This window comes from Thiomonas delicata, from assembly GCF_900088825.1.
Classification (GTDB): domain Bacteria; phylum Pseudomonadota; class Gammaproteobacteria; order Burkholderiales; family Burkholderiaceae_C; genus Thiomonas_A; species Thiomonas_A delicata.
Genome location: NZ_LT592170.1, coordinates 1,320,914 through 1,343,710 on the forward strand (window position 1 = coordinate 1,320,914; position 22,797 = coordinate 1,343,710).

At 64.3% G+C, this 22,797-nt stretch carries 22 protein-coding genes and 2 tRNA genes; 17 read left to right on the forward strand and 7 right to left on the reverse strand.

The genetic code is table 11. The annotated features are described in order from the left end of the window. The first annotated feature begins 13 nt into the window (after positions 1–13). Positions 14–871, forward strand: a complete 858-nt coding sequence (locus tag THIARS_RS06340; RefSeq protein ID WP_094159908.1) for a cytochrome c oxidase subunit 3 — start codon at positions 14–16, stop codon at positions 869–871. Between the two features lie 97 nt (positions 872–968). On the opposite strand, the gene THIARS_RS06345 is transcribed toward THIARS_RS06340, so the two are convergent. After that, positions 969–1,181, reverse strand: a complete 213-nt coding sequence (locus THIARS_RS06345; RefSeq protein WP_094160662.1) for a twin transmembrane helix small protein — start codon at positions 1,179–1,181, stop codon at positions 969–971. 26 nt (positions 1,182–1,207) lie between these two features. Here THIARS_RS06345 and THIARS_RS06350 point away from each other — a divergent pair, with 26 nt between their 5' ends. The 5 genes from THIARS_RS06350 to gluQRS all read left to right on the forward strand — a co-directional run bounded on the left by THIARS_RS06350 (position 1,208) and on the right by gluQRS (position 5,698). Next, the gene (locus tag THIARS_RS06350) at positions 1,208–1,996 is read left to right on the forward strand and encodes an SURF1 family protein (protein ID WP_094159909.1); all 789 of its coding nucleotides are present in this window, start codon (positions 1,208–1,210) and stop codon (positions 1,994–1,996) included. Then, complete coding sequence (locus tag THIARS_RS06355; RefSeq protein WP_245845570.1) at positions 1,993–2,640, forward strand: hypothetical protein; 648 nt, start codon at positions 1,993–1,995, stop codon at positions 2,638–2,640. Before THIARS_RS06350 ends, THIARS_RS06355 begins: the two co-directional genes overlap by 4 nt. Further along, complete coding sequence (locus tag THIARS_RS06360) at positions 2,607–3,803, forward strand: COX15/CtaA family protein (protein ID WP_245845573.1); 1,197 nt, start codon at positions 2,607–2,609, stop codon at positions 3,801–3,803. Before THIARS_RS06355 ends, THIARS_RS06360 begins: the two co-directional genes overlap by 34 nt. Beyond that, entirely contained in the window at positions 3,800–4,699 is a 900-nt protein-coding gene (gene cyoE, locus THIARS_RS06365; protein WP_094159911.1) for a heme o synthase, read from the forward strand. The genes THIARS_RS06360 and cyoE overlap by 4 nt, the downstream gene beginning before the upstream one ends. Positions 4,700–4,798: 99 nt before the next feature. Beyond that, positions 4,799–5,698 carry a tRNA glutamyl-Q(34) synthetase GluQRS gene (gluQRS, locus tag THIARS_RS06370; RefSeq protein ID WP_094159912.1) on the forward strand — a complete coding sequence of 300 codons (900 nt, stop codon included), beginning with the start codon at positions 4,799–4,801 and terminating at the stop codon, positions 5,696–5,698. A gap of 4 nt (positions 5,699–5,702) precedes the next feature. Here gluQRS and THIARS_RS06375 read toward each other — a convergent pair whose 3' ends face one another. Both THIARS_RS06375 and THIARS_RS06380 read right to left on the reverse strand, forming a co-directional pair. After that, the gene (locus THIARS_RS06375; RefSeq protein ID WP_094159913.1) at positions 5,703–7,136 is read right to left on the reverse strand and encodes a DEAD/DEAH box helicase; all 1,434 of its coding nucleotides are present in this window, start codon (positions 7,134–7,136) and stop codon (positions 5,703–5,705) included. A gap of 78 nt (positions 7,137–7,214) precedes the next feature. After that, positions 7,215–7,291, reverse strand: a tRNA-Ile gene (locus THIARS_RS06380). 103 nt (positions 7,292–7,394) lie between these two features. Between THIARS_RS06380 and THIARS_RS06385 the strand changes: the two genes are divergently transcribed. Both THIARS_RS06385 and THIARS_RS06390 read left to right on the forward strand, forming a co-directional pair. After that, positions 7,395–7,832 (forward strand): universal stress protein, encoded by a 438-nt coding sequence (locus THIARS_RS06385; protein WP_094159914.1) that lies wholly within the window; start codon positions 7,395–7,397, stop codon positions 7,830–7,832. 16 nt (positions 7,833–7,848) lie between these two features. Further along, a complete protein-coding gene (locus THIARS_RS06390; protein WP_094159915.1) occupies positions 7,849–8,370 on the forward strand; it encodes a GspH/FimT family pseudopilin in 522 nt (173 codons plus the stop codon). Between the two features lie 55 nt (positions 8,371–8,425). On the opposite strand, the gene hrcA is transcribed toward THIARS_RS06390, so the two are convergent. Then, a complete protein-coding gene (gene hrcA / locus THIARS_RS06395) occupies positions 8,426–9,445 on the reverse strand; it encodes a heat-inducible transcriptional repressor HrcA (protein WP_094159916.1) in 1,020 nt (339 codons plus the stop codon). Positions 9,446–9,588: 143 nt separating this feature from the next. Here hrcA and THIARS_RS06400 point away from each other — a divergent pair, with 143 nt between their 5' ends. The 4 genes from THIARS_RS06400 to THIARS_RS06415 are packed head-to-tail and all read left to right on the forward strand — an operon-like array spanning position 9,589 to position 13,748. After that, on the forward strand, positions 9,589–10,488 hold the full coding sequence (locus tag THIARS_RS06400; RefSeq protein WP_094159917.1) for an NAD kinase: 900 nt from the start codon (positions 9,589–9,591) through the stop codon (positions 10,486–10,488). Then, positions 10,475–12,163 (forward strand): DNA repair protein RecN, encoded by a 1,689-nt coding sequence (gene recN, locus THIARS_RS06405; protein WP_342747738.1) that lies wholly within the window; start codon positions 10,475–10,477, stop codon positions 12,161–12,163. Before THIARS_RS06400 ends, recN begins: the two co-directional genes overlap by 14 nt. After that, on the forward strand, positions 12,163–13,116 hold the full coding sequence (gene rapZ / locus THIARS_RS06410; RefSeq protein ID WP_094159919.1) for an RNase adapter RapZ: 954 nt from the start codon (positions 12,163–12,165) through the stop codon (positions 13,114–13,116). Before recN ends, rapZ begins: the two co-directional genes overlap by 1 nt. Continuing rightward, positions 13,113–13,748: an LON peptidase substrate-binding domain-containing protein gene (locus THIARS_RS06415; protein ID WP_094159920.1), complete on the forward strand. Its 636-nt coding sequence runs from the start codon at positions 13,113–13,115 to the stop codon at positions 13,746–13,748. The genes rapZ and THIARS_RS06415 overlap by 4 nt, the downstream gene beginning before the upstream one ends. A 12-nt stretch (positions 13,749–13,760) precedes the next feature. Here THIARS_RS06415 and mutY read toward each other — a convergent pair whose 3' ends face one another. The 3 genes from mutY to mutM all read right to left on the reverse strand — a co-directional run bounded on the left by mutY (position 13,761) and on the right by mutM (position 17,802). Further along, positions 13,761–14,915, reverse strand: a complete 1,155-nt coding sequence (gene mutY / locus THIARS_RS06420) for an A/G-specific adenine glycosylase (RefSeq protein WP_245845575.1) — start codon at positions 14,913–14,915, stop codon at positions 13,761–13,763. After that, positions 14,912–16,834: a dynamin family protein gene (locus tag THIARS_RS06425; protein WP_094159921.1), complete on the reverse strand. Its 1,923-nt coding sequence runs from the start codon at positions 16,832–16,834 to the stop codon at positions 14,912–14,914. The genes mutY and THIARS_RS06425 overlap by 4 nt, the downstream gene beginning before the upstream one ends. Positions 16,835–16,983: 149 nt before the next feature. Further along, positions 16,984–17,802: a bifunctional DNA-formamidopyrimidine glycosylase/DNA-(apurinic or apyrimidinic site) lyase gene (gene mutM, locus THIARS_RS06430; RefSeq protein WP_094159922.1), complete on the reverse strand. Its 819-nt coding sequence runs from the start codon at positions 17,800–17,802 to the stop codon at positions 16,984–16,986. A gap of 102 nt (positions 17,803–17,904) precedes the next feature. Between mutM and THIARS_RS06435 the strand changes: the two genes are divergently transcribed. The 5 genes from THIARS_RS06435 to THIARS_RS06455 all read left to right on the forward strand — a co-directional run bounded on the left by THIARS_RS06435 (position 17,905) and on the right by THIARS_RS06455 (position 22,683). Next, positions 17,905–19,674 carry a tetratricopeptide repeat protein gene (locus THIARS_RS06435; RefSeq protein WP_094159923.1) on the forward strand — a complete coding sequence of 590 codons (1,770 nt, stop codon included), beginning with the start codon at positions 17,905–17,907 and terminating at the stop codon, positions 19,672–19,674. Positions 19,675–19,751: 77 nt separating this feature from the next. After that, entirely contained in the window at positions 19,752–20,363 is a 612-nt protein-coding gene (locus THIARS_RS06440) for a lipoprotein insertase outer membrane protein LolB (protein ID WP_245845578.1), read from the forward strand. Beyond that, on the forward strand, positions 20,363–21,355 hold the full coding sequence (gene ispE / locus THIARS_RS06445; RefSeq protein ID WP_245845581.1) for a 4-(cytidine 5'-diphospho)-2-C-methyl-D-erythritol kinase: 993 nt from the start codon (positions 20,363–20,365) through the stop codon (positions 21,353–21,355). Before THIARS_RS06440 ends, ispE begins: the two co-directional genes overlap by 1 nt. A gap of 141 nt (positions 21,356–21,496) precedes the next feature. Further along, positions 21,497–21,573: transfer RNA gene (locus THIARS_RS06450), tRNA-Gln, on the forward strand. 138 nt (positions 21,574–21,711) lie between these two features. Continuing rightward, positions 21,712–22,683: a ribose-phosphate pyrophosphokinase gene (locus THIARS_RS06455; RefSeq protein ID WP_094159925.1), complete on the forward strand. Its 972-nt coding sequence runs from the start codon at positions 21,712–21,714 to the stop codon at positions 22,681–22,683. Positions 22,684–22,797: the final 114 nt, after the last annotated feature.

The window sequence follows — 22,797 nt, forward strand, 5'->3', positions numbered from 1 at the left end:
CGAGGAAGACAATATGTCAACATCTGCGCAGCACACAGGATATTTCGTACCTGGTCCATCGCCATTCCCAGTTTTGGCGGCGACCGGCCTCGTGATGATGGCCTTTGGTGCTGGATTCTGGTTCAACGGCGTCCCGCATGCCGAGTGGCTCTTGCTCGCCGGCTTTATCTGGCTGGTGACCACGATGTATAAATGGTTCGGCCGAGCGATTTCGGAGAGTGAAGGCGGCATGCACAATCAGGCGGTCGATACGTCTTTCCGCTGGAGCATGAGTTGGTTTATTTTCTCCGAAGTGATGTTTTTCGCCTCATTTTTTGGCGCGCTCTATTACGCCCGGGTATACGGTTTGCCGGATCTGGCGGCCTTGCACAGCAAAATACTGTGGCCCACGTTTCAAGGAACTTGGCCTAGTGTCGGCCCCGGGGGGTTGATTCCAGCTGTTCAGGTCATGAGCCCATGGCCGATTCCGACCATCAATACGGCATTGCTGCTCAGTTCAGGCCTGACGCTGACGATTTCCCACCATGCCTTGCGCGCCAATCACCGTTCCAAGGCCATCTTCTGGCTTGCTCTGACGCTGGTCCTGGGCGTGTGCTTCTTGTTTCTGCAGGCTTTTGAATATCATCATGCCTATACGGAACTGGGTCTGAAGCTGACCTCTGGAATCTATGGCTCCACCTTCTTCATGCTCACGGGATTCCATGGTTTCCACGTATTGCTTGGCGCCACGATGCTGTCCGTCGTTTTGTTCCGCCTGATCCGCGGTGACTTCACGGCGGACCATCACTTCGCGTTCGAGGGGGCTGCTTGGTACTGGCACTTTGTCGACGTCGTCTGGCTGTTGCTATACGTCCTTGTCTATTGGCTCTAAATTCTCCAGGTTTCGAGCAAGAAAAAACGCCGCAAGAGCGGCGTTTTTTCTTCAGGATTTCCTGGTTCGTGGCGCACGGTCGATCGTCGAGGCGGACTCAGCGACTCGAGAGTGGAATCCCCGTCGGGTGGATCCAGCCCAGCTTGTAACTCACCAATATAAACAGGAACAGGAGAATCGAGAAACCGATTCTGAATGTAAGCGCGTTGACGGCCCTGTTGGATTTTCCCTTGTCTTTCATCACGAAATACAGGCCGGAAAATAAGCTGGCGAGAATGAGAATGAACGCGATGACCACAATGATGTCCAACACTGACTCCTAGATTCAGAAACCCGATGCAGGCTTCAATTGTCCCACCACCAGAGCCGAAGGATTTGCCGCCCTTGTTGAATGTGCGGGAAATTTTGACCCTGGTTGTGGCGCTCGCGTTGATCGTCGCTACGGCGCTGCTGGGGCGCTGGCAGCTTGGTCGTGCCGAGTACAAGAAGGCTCTGACCGCGCGGATTGCCGAACGCATGGAGGCGAAGCCGCTTGAGCAGGGGCCCCTGGCATTGAATTTCGAGCCCAATGTCTGGCGTCATGTCGTGGCAAAGGGCGAATATGCGTCATCATGGACCATCTACCTGCAAAATCGTCAGTACAACAATCAGCCCGGCTTCTGGGTGTTGACACCTTTGAGGCTCGGCGACAGTCAGGTGTATGTCATGGTGATGCGTGGCTGGGTGCCGCGAAATTTTGATGCGATCGACTTACTGCCTAAGATTGCGACCCCCAAAGGGACGGTTGAGGTCGATGGCCGTCTCGCCCCAGCGCCCTCGCAGTTGTTTTCTTTCGCGAAAGATCCGCCCGGTGCCGTGATTCGACAGAACGTGCAAATCGGGCAATTTGCGAAATATCACCACATTCAGATGCTCCCTTACGTCATTCAGGAGTTGGGCGCTAACGCAAAAGATGGTCTTGTGCGAAGCTGGCCTCAGCCCGACGTGGGCATGGATACCAATTATGGCTATGCCTTCCAGTGGTTTTCCATGACAGCCTTGGGGCTTGGTTTGACCATCTACTTCCTGAGCAAGCGTATTCGTCAGCGTCTCAGGCAATCATCCCGTAAGGAGTCTCTGTCGTGACGCAAGATGTGGCTCGCGCCGTCCAGCCCGGCACGGAGGTGCCGCCCCGTAAGCGAAGCATGTGGTCGTTCTGGATGGTTGTGCTGGTCTCGGCGGCCCCGATTGTCGCCAGTTTTTTCGTGTATTACGTGATCCAGCCGCAAGGCAAACCTGCTTATGGGGAACTGGTGCAGCCGCAGCGGCCGGTCCCGCAGTTGCAGCTGACGACGCTCGCTGGCAAGCCGGTCGACTTACGCAAATACAACGGCTACTGGCTGATGATCGTGGCCGGCCCCGCCTCTTGCGATGCACGCTGCCAGAACCTGTTGTTCGACATTCGGCAATTTTTCATCGCCGCCGGTGACGATCGGTACCGCGTTGCGCGCGTGTGGCTGGTGACGGATCAGGGCCCCGTGAATCGTGGCGTGTTGGAACCTGCGGCAGGCACCGTGATTTTGCGAGCGCGGCCGGAACAATTGAAGAAGTGGCTTCCGCTGGCGGCTGGAGAACATCTGGAGGGGCCGATCTGGCTGGTCGATCCTCTTGGAAACTTGATGATGCGGTTTCCATCCAATCCCGATCCCCTGAAAACGCTTTCCGTGTTCAAAAAGCTGCTCTACAACACCGCAGCATGGAAACCCAAGCACCTGGAGCCATTGCCATGACCAATCTGTCGACAGCCGTGCCAACGGTCTGGTCTTTCTCGCTGCATTGGCTGCAGGCCGGGATGTGGGTGGCGGGGTTGGTTCTCATCCTCTGGGCTGGTTTCCGCATGCGCTGGCCCAAGCTCGTCGCCCTGCTGGTTTTTCTCACCATGGATCTGGTCATGTTTGGTGCGTTCGTGCGCCTGACGGACTCGGGGCTGGGTTGCCCGGACTGGCCAGGCTGCTATGCCCACTTCACGCCTGCGCAGGCGCATCATCAAATCAGCGAGGCTGTTGCCGAGCAGGGCGGCACGCAGGGCAATGTCAGCCCATTCAAGGCCTGGGTCGAGATGATTCACCGCTATATCGCCACCATTATCGGGGCGCTGATCGTGGCCATGGCGGTACGCGCGGCCTGGGCGCGCAAGCATGGCAGGAACATCGCTCTTGGGCTGCCCTTTCTGTTGCTTGGATGGGTCATCTTGCAGGGCTTGTTCGGCGCGTGGACGGTGACGCTCTTGCTCAAGCCCTTGATCGTGACCCTGCATTTGATGGGGGGCATTATTTTGCTGATGCTGGCTGCGTGGTTCTGGATGCGCAACCGTTCCGATCTTCCCAAGGTTCCAACCAGTACGCTGGTCCAGGCCTTGACCTGGGCGGCCTTGCTGGCGACGGGGTGGCAGATCTTCCTCGGGGGGTGGGTCAGCACAAACTACGCTGCGCTGGCCTGCACCGGATTTCCGACCTGTAACGGCAGTTTTCATCCGGCCGCCAATTGGGCCCAAGGTTTCACCTTCTGGCGTAATCTCGGCGAGAATCCAGATGGCTCCGCGATTTCCCTGCAGGCCCTGGTGGCCATTCAATGGGGACACCGCCTGTTTGCGGTCGTGACGTCGGTCATCGTGCTGGCTGCGATGTGGGGGCTCAGCCGCTACCAGCCGCTGCGCAGGCTGGCGGGCTGGCTCACGGCGCTGCTGGTCGTGCAAATCGCTTTGGGCGCCAGCGTCGTCCTGTTCGCGCATCCGCTGGAACTTGCTGTCGCTCATAATGGCGTGGCTGCGCTGATGATGTTGCTGCTGACCATTGCGGTCTACCGCGTCAGTGGCGCCCAGTCGCGCCAGGCATCGCTTGACGATGCTTCGCTTGCTTTTGTCAATATCGAACGGGCTTCCGCCAAGTCATGAAGACCACCAGCCTTGCTCGCCCTCCGGGGCCGTTGCGCGTGATTGAACAGCTTTATGCGCTGACCAAACCTCGCGTCGTCCAGCTCATCGTGTTTTGTGCCGTGATCGGGATGTTCCTGGCAACACCTGGACTGCCCGACTGGAAGCCGCTGGTTTTCGGTACGGTGGGAATTTGGCTCGTCTCGAGCGCCGCCGCCGCCTTCAACTGCCTGGTGGAGCAAAAGATCGATGCCGTGATGCGCCGGACTTCTTGGCGTCCGTCGGCAACGGGGGAATTGGGTACGGTGTCCATCATCTTGTTCTCTGGCGTATTGTGCGCCGCAGGCATGTTGATTCTGTATACGCAGGTCAACGCCTTGACCATGTGGCTGACACTGGGTACCTTCATTGGCTATGCCGTCATCTACACCGTCTTGCTTAAACCCGCGACCCCACAAAACATCGTCATCGGCGGGGCATCGGGGGCTATGCCGCCGGTCCTGGGTTGGGCCGCGATGACCAATAGCGTCTCCGCCCAGGCGCTGCTCCTGTTTCTCATCATTTTCTTGTGGACGCCGCCGCATTTCTGGGCTTTGGCGCTCTACCGCACGGAGGACTATAAGAAGTCCGGCCTTCCCATGCTTCCCGTGACGCACGGATCTGACTACACGCGGCTGCAGATTCTCCTCTACACGCTGGTGCTGTCGGCTGTGAGCCTCATGCCGTATGCCATGCACATGAGTGGTGTTCTCTACGCCATTGCGGCCGTGATTCTCGACGCCATTTTCGTCGCTTACGCTTGGGAATTGAAACGCCGCTATAGCGACGCCCTTGCACGCAAGGCCTTTCGCTATTCCATCGTTTACCTGTCTTTGTTGTTCGCGGCCATGCTGGTCGACCATTACTTGCGTTTTTGAGGATGACGCGCTCCGGCCGTCCAGGCTCCAAGGCCGCCGGGTTCCGGCGGCTTTTTTCATGGCGGCCATTGTGTGTCGCGTAGGCACGCGAAAGCATGCATGATGTACGTTGGCCGTTTTGCCCCATCACCGACGGGTCCGCTGCATGCCGGCTCGCTCGTCACGGCGCTGGCGTCATGGCTCGATGCCAGGGTCCACGGAGGGCGCTGGCTGGTGCGTATCGAAGATATCGACACGCCACGTTGCCAGGCTGGGGCCGATGCGGAAATTCTGCGGCAACTCGCTGGATGTGGACTGTTGCCCGACGCTCCAGTTTGGCGGCAGTCGGAGCGGGACGCGGCGTATCAGGCGGCGCTGGATCAGTTGTTGGATCGCGAACTTGCGTACGGTTGCGCATGCTCGCGCAGCGATGTCGGCCGCGCCTTGCGTGAGAGCGGCCGCGATCTTCGCCAGGCCGGCGAACGTGTTTATCCCGGCACATGCCGGACGGGGCTGGGCGGGAGGAAAGCGCGAGCCTGGCGTTTGCGTTTGCCGCAGGGAAATCTGGCGCTGGTGAACTGGACTGACATCCGCCTGGGCGCACAGCAAGAGCAAGTCGACCAGGTTGTCGGCGACTTCGTGCTCAAGCGCGCCGATGGCTTATGGGCCTATCAATTGGCCGTGGTGGTCGACGACGCAGCGCAAGGCATCAGCCATGTGGTGCGAGGCGAGGATCTGGTGGCTTCGACGGCGCGGCAAATCCAGCTGCAGCGAGCCTTGGGCCTGCCCACGCCACAATACCTGCACGTGCCCTTGTTGCGCGACGCCCAGGGGCGCAAGCTGTCCAAGCAGGATGGCTCGGAGCCTTTTATTCCAGGCCTGCACGCCATCATGCGGGCGGCAAGATTCCTCGGGCTGGAGCCGGTCGGAGCAACCCTCGCAGAGGTGTTGACCTCGTCACTGGCGGGGTGGGCTGACCAGCGCGCCAGATGGGAGGCCACGAGGTCGGCGCAAAACTAGGCTTTCAAGCCTTGGCCGCGGGTTTGCCGCCCAGCAGTGCCGCGACTTTGCGGCGCGGGCGGATGTTCGGGGATAGCACGCTTCGCGCCGGGGTGCTCGATGCGTCTTCCCATGCCGGGCTGGCGTTCGGGTCCGCTTCATAGGGTTTGTCAAACCAGGTGTCGCGCGCCGCGTTGCGCTGCGTGCCGGAGGAGCGTGCTGGGCTGGCACCCGCCATCTCGGGTTCCCTTCTCGGCGGGGAGCGTCGTGCCGCCCGCGGCTCGACGCTCAAGCTGCGCACTTCGATCGTGCGCTTGATCAGCTTCTCGATGTCGCCAAGCGAGCGGCTCTCGCGTTCCGTGGCCAGCGTGATGGCCAGGCCCGAAGCGCCTGCGCGCCCGGTTCGGCCTATCCGATGCACGTAATCTTCGGCGCTGAACGGCACGTCGTAATTGATCACGCCCGGCAACTCGGCAATATCCAGACCTCGCGCCGCCACATCAGTGGCCACCAGCACCTCGACTTCATTGCGCTTGAAGGCGTCCAGCGTGGCCAAGCGCTCAGCCTGCGATTTGTCGCCATGCATGGCCTGCGCCTTCAGACCGTCGCGTTCCAGAATGCGCGCCAGGCGGCTCGCGCCCAGGCGGCTGTTGACGAACACGATGGTCTGCTTGAGATCGTGTTCGCGCAACAACTGCAAAAGAGCCGTGTGCTTGCTGTCCTCGCTGACCTTGTAGACGAGCTGTTCCACATTGGTTGCGGTCGCGTTGGGCCGTGCCACTTCCACCAGGACGGGGTCCTGCAAATAGCTTTGCGCCAGGCGTTTGATCTCGGGCGAGAAGGTCGCGGAGAACAGCAAGGTGGTTCGGCTCTTCGGCAGGAAGGCCAGAATGCGCTGCAGGTCGGGCAGGAAACCGATATCCAGCATGCGATCGGCCTCATCCAGCACCACGAACTGGACCTGTGCCAGGCTTACCGTCTTGGCTTCCAGGTGATCGAGCAGGCGGCCCGGCGTGGCGACCAGCATTTCGACGCCCAGGCGCAACGCGGCGGTCTGCGGCGCCATGTCCATGCCCCCGAACACGCAGGCACAGCGCAGGGGCGTGTGTTTCGCGTAAGCCCGGATGTTGCTGTACACCTGATCCGCGAGTTCGCGAGTCGGCGCAAGGACGAGAGCGCGTACGGGGTGCCGTGCCGGCGACACACTGGTACTGGACAGCGGCAGCAGCTTTTGCAGAATCGGGAGGGAAAAGGCGGCCGTCTTGCCCGTGCCCGTCTGTGCGGCGCCCATGACGTCGCGTCCGGAAAGCACGATGGGAATCGCTCGCTGCTGGATGGGCGTAAGCGTTGTATAGCCCATCTCGGCCACAGCCCGCAACAGCCTCGCGTCCAGGCCGAGTTCGTCATAGCGTTGCGCAGACTGAATTTCGGTGTCGGGGGCTGAGGATGGAATATTCATCAATGAGTGGTGGCTTGAAAGGGCAAACCTTAATTATGCGCCTCTAGGCCAACAGCTCTAGGAGAATGCGGAAAATCGTGGTAGGCCGTGTTGGACTTGAACCAACGACCAAAGGATTATGAGTCCTCTGCTCTAACCAACTGAGCTAACGGCCCGTGTGCGACAAGGCGGCGATTCTACGGGCCATGGCACATGCCGCCGCTCGAGGCGAAGGCCTGATGATTGTGAAAGCATTCGAGGTTTGTCATAATTGGACACATGGAACAGCCCGTTCGTTTACTTTTGCCTGTCGATGGTTCGGCTTTCACAAAGCGTGCCTTGGATTTTCTTCTTGATCGATTGACATGGTGGCGAGAACCTCCACGGGTTGATTTGTTGCATGTTGAGCCGCCTGTCGGCACGGCTCTCGCGCGCTCCTATTTGTCGCGCGAAGTGCTTGACAGCTATTACGCCGAACAGAGCGAACGGGTGCTTGCGCCGGCGCAAGCCGCGCTGCAGGGAGCTGGATTGGACGTGCTGGTGCATCGCCAGGTCGGGGAGGCTTCCAGGCGCATCGTGGAGTTCTCGCTCGAGCATCAAAACGATCTCATCGTCATGGGGTCGCATGGGCATACTGCGCTCGGCAGCGTCGCGCTCGGTTCCGTCGCGACGAAAGTCCTGGCGTCCTGCCGCGTTCCTGTGTTGATCGTGCGCTGAGCGTCCCGAGGCTGGCATGGCCAAGTCGCAAACGGGACTCAGCCTTGTCGAAGTCGTGGTGACGCTGGCCATCGTCGCGTTTGCGCTGACGCTGGCTTTGCCGTCGTACCAAAGCGTCGCGCAGGCGAATCGACTGAGCGCGGGCAGCAACGCCTTGTCGGGAAGCATGCATCTGGCGCGCTCCGAGGCGGTGCTTCGAGGGGAGCGCGTCACCATGTGCGTGAGCGACGATGGTGATCGCTGCAGCGCCACGGGCGGGTGGCATCGCGGGTGGATCGTGTTTCATGATCCGGATGCGAATGCTCAGCGAGGTGCAAATGAAGCGCTGCTGCACGTGCAACCCGCCCTCGAGGCCTTGTCCATCACCGGGAATCAGCCCGTGGCGCGCTATGTGTCGTATTCATCGCTTGGCTGGCCGCGCCTGACCACGGGGGCGTTGCAGATGGGCACGCTGACCGTGTGCGTAGAGCGGCAGCAGGGGCGCAAGATTGTCTTGTCGCGCACGGGCCGCGTCAGGCTTGACGCCGCAAACTGCTGAGCGCCCCGGCGTTTTCTTGGGAGGCGTACGCCTCGGAGCTTGCCGCTCCTGCGCCTCAGCGCTGGCTCAGGGCGTTACCGACCAGCTTGGCGGTGATGTCCACGATCTGGATCATGCGGTCGTAGGCCATGCGGGTCGGGCCGATGACGCCAAGCGTGCCGACCACCTTGCCGTCGACCTCGTACGGCGACGTGATGACGGAGAGTTCCTCGAACGGGACGACCTCGTTCTCGCCGCCGATGTAGATGCGCACGCCTTCCGCACGCGCGGACACGTCGAGCAACTTGAGCAGGTGCGATTTTTGTTCGAACAAGTCGAACAAGCGGCGAAGACTGGTGAGGTTGTTGGACAGATCGTCGACTTTGAGCAAGTGCTGCTGGCCCGAGATCACCACTTGTTCCTGCTGCTCGGCGACGGCTTGGCTGCCGGCCTGGACGGCCGCTTGCATCAGCGTGACGATTTCGCTGCGCAAGTGTTCGACCTCCCCGCGCAACTGGGCGCCAATCTGCTCAAAATTCAAGCCGCTGTAATGGGCATTGAGGTAGTTGGCGGCTTCGATCAACTGGTTTTGCGTGTAGGGCTGGTCGGAGAGGATGATGCGATTTTGCACATTACCGCTTTCATCCACCAGGATCACCAGGATGCGCTGCTCCGACAGACGCAGGAACTCGATGTGCCGAAACGCCGCGTTACGGCGCGGACTCATCACCACGCCAACGAAGTGCGACAAGCTGGAGAGCAGCTGGGCCGCCTGCACAATGACTTTTTGCGGCTCCACGGTCGCGAGCTGGGACTTGAAGCTTTGCTCGAGTTCGTTGACCTCGGAAACCGGATGCACGGTCAGCATGGTGTCGACAAACAGGCGGTAGCCGCGCGGCGTGGGCACGCGCCCGGCCGAAGTGTGCGGGCTGGAAATCAGGCCCATGTCTTCCAGATCGGCCATGACGTTGCGAATCGTGGCGGCCGAGAGTTCGAGGCCCGACGCCCTGGACAAGGTGCGCGAGCCCACCGGCTGACCGTCGGCGATATAGCGTTCGATCAGGGTTTTGAGCAGGACACGGGCGCGTTCATCCATCGTGCTTCGATTCTAGGCAGTTCAGCGTCTCGCAACTGCCGGCACTGCAGTTCGCAGGGCTGTGATGTAATCCGACAACGCTAGGTTGCCGCCGCGACAGCCTGCCAACATCCCGTCCGGTTCACAATCTTCTGACAGCGCCCATGCCTTTTCCCGTTTTTCACCAGGCCATCCTCATTGGCAAGCACCAGGCGGTGGGAGTGGGGCGCACGCTGGCTGAAATCGGTGCCTGGCTGGCCGAAAACGGGGTGGAGGTCAGCGTGGAGCGGCAGACTGCGCACCACTGCGACCTGCCTGGTTACGCCGACCTCAGCCTGGACGAGGTGGGTGCGCGCGCCGCAAATGGCGGCTGGGTCGCGGTGGTGGTCGGCGGAGACGGGACCATGCTGGGCGCGGCGCGCCAGCTGGCGCCCTTCGGCGTGCCGCTGATGGGCATCAACTCCGGCCGCCTGGGTTTCATCACCGACATCGCCGAGTCCGAGTGGCACCAGGCGCTCGGGGCCATGCTGGCCGGGCATTTTGAACGCGAACACCGTGCCGTGCTGGCCGGCGAAGTCCTGCGCGACGGCCAGCGCATCTACGACGGCATCGCCATCAACGACGTGGTGGTCAATCGCAGTGGCTCGACGGGGCTGGTCGAATTGCGGGTGGACGTTGACGGGCGCTTCATGTACGTGCAGCGCGCCGACGGCTTGATCGTGGCCACTCCGACCGGGTCGACCGCCTACGCCATGTCGGCCGGCGGCCCCATCCTGCATCCCAGCCTCCCGGGCGTGGTGCTGGTGCCGATCGCGGCGCATACGCTGTCCAACCGGCCCATCGTTCTGCCCGAGCAGGTGCACATCGATATCGAAATCGTGTCGCAGAAAGATGTCGGCGTGAACTTCGACATGCAGCATTTCGCCGACCTGCTGGGCGGGGACCGCATCAGCCTGCGCACCGCGCCGCATCGCGCCGTGTTCCTGCACCCACCAGGCTGGAGCTACTTCGCCACGCTGCGCAAGAAGCTGCACTGGCACGAGATCCTTGGTGTCGAAGTCTGAGGCCGGCATGCTGCGACGCCTGCACATTCGCGATTTCGTGCTCGTCAGCGAGCTGGAGCTGGAGCTTGGCGCCGGCTTCACCGTGTTGACCGGAGAAACCGGTGCCGGCAAGTCGATCCTGATCGACGCGCTCAAGCTCGCCCTGGGCGAGCGCGGCGACACGGATGTGTTGCGCCCTGGCAGCAGCCGAGCCGAGATCAGCGCCGAATTCGACGTTCCGGGCGCGTTGGCTGACTGGCTCGACGAGCAAGGATTCGAGGTCCAGGACACGGCATTGCTGCGCCGCGTGATCGACGCACAGGGACGGTCGCGCGGCTTCATCAACGGTAGCCCCGCCACCCTCGCACAGTTGCGCGCGGCGGGAAGCATGCTGGTCGACATTCACGGCCAACATGCATGGCAGAGTCTGGGACGCAGCGGCGCCGCGCGCGATTTGCTCGACGCCTATGCGCACGCGGGCGAGGCGCGCCAGGCTTGCGCCGCAGCCTGGCGCCACTGGAAGGACTTGAGCGACAGGCTGGACGCGGCGCGCAACGATGCGGGTCGCCTGATCGAGGAGCGCGAGCAGCTCGCCGAGCAGATCGCCGAGCTGGCCCGCCTGGCGCCGCAGTCGCAGGAGTGGGAGCCGCTCAATGCGGAGCATCACAGGCTGGCGCATGCCGCGGAACTCATCGAGCTGCTGCAGGCCGCTTCCAACCTGCTGGACGACGACGAGACCGGCGCGGCCCGCCAGCTGGCGCGCGCGCGCCAGACGCTGCAGGCGGCGAACCAGATCGATGCAGCGCTGGGTCCGGTGTGCGAGCAGCTCGAATCCGTCCTGTCCATCATGCAGGATTTGGCCCACGAACTGGGAGCGCGGCTGCGCCAGGCCGATCTCGACCCCGAGCGGCTGGCGGAGGTCGACGCCCGCCTGTCGGCCTGGATGGGGCTCGCGCGCCGTCATCGCGTCCAGCCCGCCGAGTTGCATGCCCTGTGGCAGGGCTTGCAGGCGCGTCTCGCCGCGCTGGAACAGGGCGTTGACGTGCCCGCACTGGAGCGCCAGGTCATGGCCGCCGGCAACACCTTGCGGCAAGCCGCGGCCGGGCTGAGCGCGCAGCGTGCCGCTGCGGCGCCCAGGCTCGCCAAGGGCGTGCAGATCCTGATGCAGGAGCTGGGCATGAAGGGAGGTCGTTTCGATGTGTCCTTGTCGCCGTTGCCTGCTGTTCAGGCCCAGGGCGCGGAGGACGTCGAACTGCTCGTCGCCGGCCACCCCGGCGCCGCGCTGCGGCCCTTGTCGCGCGTCGCCTCGGGTGGGGAGTTGTCGCGGATTGCGCTTGCCCTGGCGGCGACCACCAGCGCACAGCAGCCCGTGGGGACGTTGATTTTCGATGAGGTCGACGCCGGCATCGGCGGGGCGGTGGCCCACACCGTAGGCCGCTTGCTGGCGGGCCTTGGGCAGGGCAGGCAGGTTCTGGCAGTCACCCATCTCGCCCAGGTCGCGGCGTGTTCCAGCCGCCATCTCCAGGTCAGCAAGCAAAGCGCGGGTGGCGGCACGCAAAGCCATATCGCCGCGCTCGACGCCGGCGCGCGCGTGACGGAGATCGCGCGCATGCTGGGCGGCGACACCGAGTCGGTCGTCGCGCAGGCGCATGCGCGCGAATTGCTGCAATCGGCATTGTCCGCGGGGCAGTCGTGATGGACGAGACCACGGTGCTGCCGCAGCGCATCCGGCTGGTGCTGCTCTCCGGCGTGTCGGGCTCGGGCAAGTCGATCGCCCTCAATGCGTTGGAGGATGCTGGGTATTACTGCGTGGACAACTTGCCGCCCCAGCTGGTTGACCAGCTGCTGGTCGTTGCCGCCCAGGCGGGACACGCCAGGGTCGGCATCGCGATGGATGTGCGTAGCGCGGAAGGTCTGGGCCAGCTTCCTGCGCTGACCCAACGGTTGCGCCAGCGCTGCGATCTGCATTTCATCTACCTCGACTGCGCCACCGACATGCTGGTGCAGCGGTTTTCCGAGACGCGCCGCGCCCATCCGCTCACGGCGCGGGGGTTGGCATCCACCGAGCCGAACCAAACCCTGCCGTTTTCGGCGCCGGCGCTCATCGAGGCCATCGAACTCGAGCGCGAGCTGCTCGCCCCGATCGCGCGCCTGGGCCTGCACATCGATACCAGCGGCCTGCGTCCGGCGCAGCTGCGCTCATGGGTGCGGCAAGCCGTGGGCGTGGGCGCGGCGCAGCTGACCCTGCTGTTCGAGTCGTTCGCCTTCAAGCGCGGCGTGGCGCTCGACGCCGATTTCGTGTTCGACGTCCGCATGCTGCCCAACCCACACTACGATCCCTCTCTACGCGGCCTCACCGGACGCGATGCTCCGGTTGCCGACTATCTCCGTAGCCAAGCCGCCGTCATGCGCATGCTGGAAGACATCACCGGCTTTTTGCGCAAATGGCTGCCCGCCATGGCCGAGGATCAGCGTAGTTACGTCGTCGTGGCTGTGGGCTGTACCGGCGGCCAGCATCGTTCGGTTTTTCTGACGGAGGAACTCGGCAGGCGTTTCGCCGGAGCCTGTAGCGTGCTGGTACGGCACCGCGAACTCGATGCCTCGGCCACCATCGGCGCAGCATCTCGCCCGCACGGCGGTGCAACGTGAGGGACGGTGAACACGGCCTTCCGCTGTTTCCACTGCACAGCGTCTTGTTTCCGGGAGGCTTGCTGAGCCTGCGCGTGTTCGAGGCCCGCTATATGGACCTGATGACCCGTTGCCTGAAGACCGGCGACACCTTCGGCGTGGTGCTGATTCTTTCGGGCAGCGAGGTGCGCCAGGCAGCGCAGAGTCCCGATCTCGCCGCCGTGGGCTGCAGCGCCCGCGTGCTGGACTGCGACATGCAGGAGCCAGGCCTGCTGCATGTGCGCTGCAAGGGCGAAAGCCGGTTCGTTCTGCGCAGTCACGAGCCCGTCGAACTCGGGCTTGAAATGGGGCGCGTGCAAGCCATGGCCGACGATCCTCCGGCTCCGCTCGAGGCGCGCCATGCGGCCGCGGCGATGGCGCTGGGACGGGCCATCGCGGCACTCGCCGCGCAACGCCAGCAACCGTTCCAGCCGCCTTATCGGCTCGATTTGCCCGGCTGGGTCGCCAATCGATGGGCCGAGATCCTGCCGATCAGCCAAGAGGCCAGACAGCGGCTGATGGAGTTGCCCGACGGGACGCAGCGGCTGGAGGTGGTGGATCGCTATTTGCGTCAGCACGGCATCGTCGGCCTCGATCCGCTTGCGCAGTCATAGCGTGAACAGGCCCTAATGCCCGACGGTGCCGGAGACGATGACCGCATCGTCGTCCGGCCCATGGCCTTGCAGCAAGCTGCGAACCGGGGCGGGCAGCCCGAGTTCCAGCGCGGCGCGCAGAGGAAACCACGCGCCGCTGTCTTCGTGCACCGCCGGTCGCGGCTCGATGCGCACCCGCAGAGGGGAGAGTTGCAGGTCCAGGTGGGTCAGGGCATGGGTGCTGGGAGCCAGCGCGTCATGACTTTGCACGACGCCCAGCAGGCCGGCATGGTGCAGAGCCTGCTCGTGCGTGTCGAACTGCGGCAGGCACCACAGCCCGGGCCAAATTCCCGCCGCTCCCCGCCGCTCCAGCCAGATGCTTGGTGCTGCGGCCCGCACATCCTCGGCCCACAGCAGGATCCAGCGCTGCGTTCTCCTCGGCGCCGCCGGTTTGCGCCTGGCGGCAACCCACGGGCGTGCCGCCATGGCGTTCGGGCCGGAGCCTTCAGGATCTTCCGCCCCGCGGGTCCTGCAATCATCGCCGAACGGGCATTGACCGCAAGCGGGATTGCGTGGCTTGCACACGGTGGCTCCAAGATCCATCAGTCCCTGGGTATAAGCCGCGACGTCGCGGTCCGGCACAAGGGCCTCGGCCAGATGCCAAAGTGCGCGCTGCGCGGCGGCTTCGCTGGTCTGCTGCGGCATGGCGTAGGCGCGGCTCAGCACGCGTTTGACATTGCCGTCGAGAATCGCGGCGCGCTCGCCATGGCAAAACGCGGCGATGGCCGCCGCGGTGGAGCGCCCGATGCCGGCGAGCTGCCGCAAGGCCTCGGCCGAGCGCGGGAACTCGCCGCCGTTCAGGGTGCAAACCTGTTGGGCGCATTGGTGCAGATGGCGTGCGCGCCGGTAATAGCCAAGCCCGCTCCAAAGCGCCAGGACTTCGTCGAGGCTGGCCGCGGCCAGCTCCCGCACCGAGGGGAAGCGTTGGAGAAAGCGCGCGTAATACGCCGCGACGACGCTGACCTGAGTCTGCTGCAGCATGATCTCGGACAGCCACACGCGGTAAGGGTCGCGGCTCGCCTGCCATGGCAGGCCGTGACGGCCATGCTCGCGCTGCCAGGCGATCAGGCGTTCGGCGAACCGCTGCGGACCCTGGATCACCAGGGCCGCAGCGGGCTTGCCACTCACTTCATGGCCCCCTCGAAGTGCTGCCGCAATTGGGCGCGACGGCCACGCAGTTCGCTGCCTTGCCTGCGCAGTTGCGCGATGCGCTGGCCGAGTTCGCCCTCGGCATGCTCGACCTGTTCCAGGCTCTGCAGCCGGCGGTGCATATTGCGCTTGCGCTCGCGCACCTGCACATCGAGTTGGGCCAGCGCGGCACGGTTCCAATGCTGGGCGTCGCGTACCCCGCGCTCCAGCAAGGAGCGCAGACGCGCCAGCGCGGACAACACCAGGCGTTCGGCATGCGCGGTGTTTTGCAGGCGTAACCAGCGCGCAGGGGTGAGGTAGCGCATGTAATCCTGCTGCGTGCTGTCGAGTTCAAGCCGTATGCCTTCGAGCTTGAGCTGTTTGGGGCTGGGGATGGTGAAGGCGAATTCGGTGTTGAGTTGCTCGCAGGCCGCGCTCAGCATGGAGCGGTTTTCCTCCAGCGCAGCCTCGACCTCATCGATGCGCCGGCGAACATCGGCAAACGTGGCTTCCAGCACGCTGCGCACCCCGGTTTTCAGGACCGCCGATTTGAGGCGCTGGCGCAAGTCGGCGAGTTGGGCCAGCGCGGTCTGGGCGTCCAGCAGTTCGGCAACTTTGCCCAGTTGCCGGGCGTTGACCGCATGCAGGGCCTGGATCTTGACCAGCCCGGCGTCGAACTCCTTGCGTTCCATGCCGATGCGCAGCACCAGATTGCGCACGACATGCTTGTTCTTGCCTTCCAGCGCCGCGAGCTCCAGGCGCTGCTCGTCGGCCTGCTGGATCTGCTGCTGGAATTGGCGTTCGAGCAGCATCAGGGTGTCGAGCAGCGTGGCGCGCCAGCCACTGTCGATGAGCTCGCGCCGTTCCTGGTCGGCCACCTGGCTGAGGGCGGCCTCGAGGGCGGGCACGCCCGAGCGCTCGAGCAACTCGGGATCCTGCTGGATGCGCGCGAGCAGGGCCTTGTGCGCGCTGATGGCGAACACCCGCTGGGTCGGGATCTGCAGGATGGATGCCACCGATTCGCACTGCCGGTCGATTTGCGCCCGCACGTCCTCGCTGCTGCGCAGCGGATCCCACAGGGTGTCGATCTTGTTGAGCACGACATAGCTGCGCAGCCGGCCGGCCTCGCCCACGTGCTGCGTCCACAGTTCGAGGTCGCTGCGGGTCACGCCAGTGTCGGCCCCCAGCAGGAACACCACGGCATGGGCTGCCGGAATGAGGGAAAGCGTCAATTCCGGTTCGGCGCCCAGCGCATTGAGTCCGGGCGTGTCGAGGATGGACAGGCCCTGCGCCAGCAGCGGGTGGTCGACATTGAGCAGGGCATGGCGCCAGCGCGGCACTTCCACCATGCCGCCGCTGTCGCGGACCATGACCGCGCGGGCGGCCTCATCCAGGTAGAAGCCCAGTTCCTGGGCGCGGTCCAGGGATACGGCCAGGGTGTCGGACAGATGCGACAGCGCCGAGCTCATGCCGGCCGCGTCATCCGGCGCGAAGGGATGGTCCTGCCAGGCGTCATGCCTGGTTTTCCATTGCGTCAGGGTCGCGGCGTCCAGGCGGGTTTCGATGGGCAGCAGGCGCAGCCCGGTCGGCAGACGCGGGTCCGAGGCCAGTTCCATGGGGCACATCGTGGTGCGCCCGGCTCCAGCCGGCAGAATGCGCTGGCCATGGCCGGAGAAAAAGATGGCATTGATGAGTTCGGACTTTCCGCGTGAAAACTCGGCGACGAAGGCGAGCTGCACGAGATCCTGGCGTAGGCGTTGCTCCAGGCCGTTCAGGCTGTCCTGCCACAGGGCCGGGTCGAAACCCGACTGGCGCAGCCAGTTGGACAAGGCCGCAAGGCGTCCCAGGCGCTGCTCACGCCAGGCGCCGAAGCGGGTCCAATCGGCTTGCAATTCGACAGGTAGGGCCTGGTCACTCATGGATGGGCGGCAAATACGACGCTGGAAAAGTCGGGATACAAGCCATAGCGTATCGTGCCCGGCCGGTTCTGGGTCTGGTGCAAGCCCCTTTGTTGTATGTCAGCCATCCAACGAGGTTGCCGCATGAAACGCGTGGGCGGGGCGGGGGTTCAACGCCGTTGGCATCTCGAGCAGAAGTAGGTGCTGCGCTGTCCCTGTGTGATTTGTACAACGGGCGTCGAGCAGACGCGGCACGGTTGGCCAGCGCGGCCATAGACCCGGGTGTCGAGTTGGAAATGACCCAGTTCGCCGTCGGCATGTGCGAAATCGCGCAGCGAACTGCCGCCCGCGGCGACCGCGTCGGCCAGCGTGGCGCGGATTTCGGCGGCAAGGCGCGAGCAGCGCCGCGGCGAGAGGCTGCCGGCCGGGGTTTCGGGATGGATGGCGGCGCGGAACAGCGCTTCGCAGGCGTAGATGTTGCCGATGCCGGCGACGATGGACTGGTCGAGCAGCAGCGGTTTGATCGCCGCATGCCGTCCGTGCAGCCGGCGATGGAATTGCGCGGCGTCGAACTCGGCGCCGAGGGGCTCCGGGCCAAGCCTGGCGAGCAGGGCATGGGGTGGGCTTCCGGTGGGATGCCAGATCACGGCGCCAAAGCGGCGCGGATCCCGCAGGCGCAGCTGGCCGCGGTCGGTCTGCAGGACGAAGTGCTCGTGCGCGCCAGGCGCCGAGGCGTCGTCACCCGCAGCGATCCAGCGCAGCGATCCGGACATGCCCAGATGCACGATGAGGTCTCCCGCCGGGAGTTTCAGCAGCAGGTATTTTCCGCGCCGGTCCAGGCGCTCGATGCGCTGGCCGGCGAGTTCCTGCGCCGTGCAACCCAAGGGCCACCGTAGCGGTTTGCCTTGGCGCAATCCGGTGATCCGCGCGCCGCGGAGTGCGTCGGCAAGGCCCAGGCGCGTGACTTCGACTTCGGGGAGTTCAGGCATGCCCGGATTGTGCTTGAGCCGGGGCTTCCAAGGGATTGCGTCGGGACTTTATCGACGCGCGAGGACCCAGCCCTAAAATCGCCCAATAACCAGGATTCGCCCATGCGCCTTGTCGTACTCGTTGCCGCGTTGTTCGCAGCCCACGCCTGGGCCAGCCAGATTCCTGCCGCAGATCCGGAGGCCGCTTCCGCGCCCAGCAGCGCATCGGCAGTTCCCAACCACGCACCCCCCGCGCCGGAGGGCGTGAGAGAAAACGCACAGGATCAGGCGCGCTGGTTCTATGCCGTCTTGACCGGTGAAATCGCCGCGCACACCGGTCATCCGGGCACCGCGTACTCCGAGTTGCTCAAGGCGGCTCGCGACATGCATTCCGAGCCCTTGTTCGAACGTGCCGTTTCGGTCGCGCTAGGCGCCGGTGCGCCGGAACAGGCCTTGGCCGCGGTGAAGGCATGGCAAGAGACGCTGCCGGATTCGCTCAAGGCGCAGATCTGGCGCGCGCAGTTGCTGGTGGCGATGGGGCGCGGCAATGAGGCGGCGACGGCCATTTCGCGTGTTCTGGCGCTGACGCCGCAGCCGCAGCGGCCCAACACCATACTCTCGCTTGCGAGCTTGTTCGTGCGCGCCGGCGACGCGCACGCCTCGCTCGCCCTGGCGAAAAAAGTGCTGACGCCGTATCGGGACATCCCGCAATCCGGCGTGGTCATCGGCCAGTTCCAGGCGCGGGCGGGTCAAACCGCCGAGGCGTTCGATCATGCCGCCAAGGCCCTGGCGGCCGACCCCGGCATGACCGCAGCGGCGGCCTTGCTGCTGCAGACCTACGCGCATCACCCCCAGAGGGCCGACCAACTGCTTCAAGGCTATTTCGCGCTCAAACCCGACGACACGCGGCTACGCATGGCCTGGATCGAAGCGCTGCTCGGGCAGCAGCGCGACGGCATCGCGCTGACCCAGGCCGAGGCCCTCAGCAAGGTCAAGCCCGACATTCCCGAGGCCTGGCTCATCCTGGGTTCGCTGCAGTTGCAACAAGACCAGACGCAGCGCGCGCAGCAGACGCTCACCACGTTTTTGGGCCTGATCGAGAAGTCGCAGCCGGCGGCCTCGCCGCAAGCCAGGAACCGGGCCTATCTCGCGCTGGCCGAGGTTGCGCGCAAGCAGCGCGACTACGCGCAGGCGGAGCACTGGTTGTCGCTGATTCCGGCGGATCAGGATGCGCTCGCCGTTGCGTTGCAAAAGGCCATCATCCTGACCGAACAGAACAAGCCGCGCGCAGGGCTGCGGTTGATCGACGAGCTTCCGTCAGCCACGCCGCAGCAGCGGCGCGAACAGCTTCTGGCCCGGGCCCAGATCTATCGCGCGGCGAAGCAATTCCACAAGGCTTATGCGGTGCTCAAGTCGGGCCTGACGCAGTTCGGCAAAGACCCGGATTACGCCTACGAGACGGCCATGATGGCGGAGAAGAGCGGGCAATCGCGGGCCATGGAGGCGCTGCTGCGCAAGATCATCGCCAGGTCGCCACGCTACCAGCCGGCCTACAACGCGCTGGGCTACACCCTGGCCGACCAGAACCGGCATCTCCCCGTCGCGCTCAAGCTCGTCACGCGGGCCCTCGCGCTTGCGCCCGGCAACCCTTTCGTGCTCGACAGCATGGGTTGGGTGCAGTTCCGGCTTGGTCATTTGAAGCGGGCGCTGTCCGCCTTGGAGGACGCCTACGCTGCGCGCCAAGACCCGGAAATCGCGGCGCACCTGGCGGAAGTGCTGTGGGCGCAGGGTGACCGGGCGCGGGCCCGAAAAATCCTCCAGGAGGCCTACGAGCGCGCTCCCCACGACGAGGGCGTGAAGGCCGCCATGCACAGGACGGGCCTGCGATTTTGAGTGCCGTTGTCGCGCGCTTTTCGTCGCGGTGTCGGCATATGGCGCCGTCTGGTGTGCCGCGGCGCAGGGGGTGGGCCTTGCCCGCCGCGCTCTGCCTTGTCCTCGCCCTTGGCGCTTGTGCGCTGCCAGGCTCGCAGCAGCGCCGGAACGCGGCCGAGATGGGGGCCGTGCGGCAAGACATCAGCGGCCGCATCTCCGTGGTCACCGGCGAACCGCCCGCGCAGAAGAATCTCTATGGTGGGTTCAAACTCGAGTTGCTGTCCGCCGGACGCGGCGAGTTCGACGTGTTCACGCCGCTGGGCCAGATGATCGTCCAGGCCACCTGGTCGCCGCGCTCGGCCCGCCTGGATGACGGCCGGCAGACGCGAGACTACCCATCTTTTGAAGCCATGACCCTGGCCGGACTCGGCCTTGCCTTGCCCCGAGCGGCGCTTCAGGACTGGGTGCGTGGCGAGCCCGCTGCCGCCCTGCCGTTTACCCCACTGGCCAGCGGAGGATTCGAACAATTGGGCTGGCGCGTGCAGCCGCGGTTTGAGGATGGCCGGCTGCGCATCCTGCGCGCCAGCCGGCTCGAGGGCGGGGCCGCGCAACTCAGTCTGGTGATCGACCATGCGCAAGACGCTTTGCCGCCGGCCGCGGGTTCCGCGCCGGCCCGTCCAGCGCGAGTTCCGGCCTCGCAGCCGCAGTGATGGATCGGCCCGCATTGCACGCGGTGAAGCGGGGGTTAGGCATCGCGGCGCTCTACAACGTGCCGGCGCCGGCCAAGATCAACTGGTTCCTGCATGTGCTGGGCCGCCGTCCGGACGGATACCACGATCTGCAAACGGTGTTCCAGTTCATCGACTGGTGCGACTGGCTGGACTTCGAGCGCCGCGATGACGGCATGATCTTGCGCGTGGGCGATGACGGTTTGCCCGCGGAGGATCTCAGCGTGCGAGCCGCGCGCTTGCTGCAACAACATGCTGGATGCGGCGACGGCGTTCAGATTCGCCTGCGCAAGGCCATTCCGGCCCAGGCCGGCCTGGGCGGAGGCAGTTCGGACGCAGCCAGTACCTTGCTCGCGCTGAACCTCCTTTGGGGTTTGCATTTGCCGCGCGTCGAACTGCAAGGCCTGGCGGCGCGGCTTGGCGCCGACGTGCCGGTGTTCGTTTTGGGCCGCAACGCCTGGGCCGAAGGGATTGGCGACAGGCTCGCGGCCGTCGACTTGCCGGCATGGAGCCTGCTCGTGGCATGGCCGGGCAAAGGACTGTCCACGGCCGAGGTGTTCGGTTCGCCCTTCTTGACAAGAAGCGCGCGTATCGAGACAATTTCAGGCTTTGCACGATTTGCTGGCGAAGGCGCGCGAGATTCTGGGTTCATGCAGGATCTGGGCGAAAAGGTTACGGGCAAGGCGGTTGAGGGCAAGGTGGTCGAGGTCGAGGGCATTGGTCGCATGAGCCTTGGCCTGGGCCGTAACGATCTTCTGCCGGCGGCGCGAGCGGCCTTGCCCGAAATCGATCAGGCTGGCGCATGGTTGCTCGAGCGTACAGGCAGCGGTTTCGTCACGATGAGTGGCTCAGGGTCCGCCATGTTTTCGCCTTGCGAGTCGGGCTTGCGGTTCACGGGCGCGTCGCCGCAGTCCTGGATGGTGCGCAAGTGTGTGGCTTTAGGCAGCCACCCGCTGCTTGATTGGGCCGTGTAAATGGCGTTGGATGGGCGCTGAGGCTGGCAACGGCCGAGAGCTCAGGTGAAAGTTACGTACAATTTCTGTTTTCAAGATCTCGGATCGCTATTCAGGATGCACGGATGCATCGGCATGGCGGCCCATTCATAGTTGTGCCGTTGGGGAGTCGCCAAGTTGGTTAAGGCACCGGATTTTGATTCCGGCATTCGAGGGTTCGAATCCTTCCTCCCCAGCCACCTCCGGTTTTCCGGCAGCCGCAAGCGGCAGCACGCGGGATGTTCCGGTTTGTGCGCCAAGGCCTGAAGTCAGTCTGATTTTTGCGGGCTGCGCGCCGCCGAAAGGCAGGCCGAGCAGCCGATATCCCACACCAAACCATGAATCAGAACGCGGCCGACTTCGTCGTTTTCACCGGAAATGCCAACCCCGCGCTGGCGCAGCAGGTGGTCGAACAGTTGGGCATCGGGCTGGGGCAGGCTTATGTCGGGCGGTTTTCGGACGGTGAAGTCACGGTCGAGATCCAGCAGAACGTGCGCGCCCGCGAGGTGTTCATCATTCAGTCCACTTGCGCACCGACCAACGACAACCTGATGGAGCTGCTCATCATGACGGATGCGCTCAAGCGCGCATCCGCGGAGCGCATCACTGCCGTCATACCGTATTTCGGCTATTCCCGCCAGGACCGTCGTCCGCGCTCATCGCGCGTTCCGATCACGGCCAAGGTCGTGGCGAACATGCTGCAAACCGTGGGTCTGGCCCGGGTCGTGACGATGGATCTGCACGCCGACCAGATCCAGGGTTTTTTCGACATCCCGGTCGACAACATCTACGCGTCCCCGATCCTGCTTGGCGACCTGCGCGCGAAAAACTATCAGGACCTGATCGTCGTGTCGCCCGACATCGGCGGGGTGGTGCGCGCACGCGCGCTGGCCAAGCTGATGGACTGCGATCTGGCCATCATCGACAAGCGCCGGCCCAAGCCCAATGTTTCCGAGGTGATGAACGTGATCGGCGACATCGATGGTCGCAACTGCATCATCATGGACGACATGGTCGATACCGCTGGAACCCTCACGAAGGCGGCCGAGGTTCTCAAGGCGCGCGGCGCCAGGCGCGTGGTGGCCTATTGCACGCATCCGGTTTTTTCCGGGCCGGCCATCGAACGCATCAACGCCAGCGCGCTGGACGAGGTCGTCGTGACGAACACCATTCCGCTGCGCGACAACGCGCTCAACTGTCCCAAGATCCGCCAGCTCTCGGCTGCCCAGCTCATCGCGCAGACCATGTTGCGCATTGCGCAGGGCGGCTCGGTGCTGCAGTTGTTCAACGAGCAGGAAACTCTTTTTTAAGACGGGGCTGGCGTCGTGCCGGCCCCGTCTGTGCTGAATTCGCGCCACGGGGCGCGAACCCTGCGGGAATGCTGGTCGCAAGCTTCCCGTTTTGCAACCCCGGGGCTCAAGTCC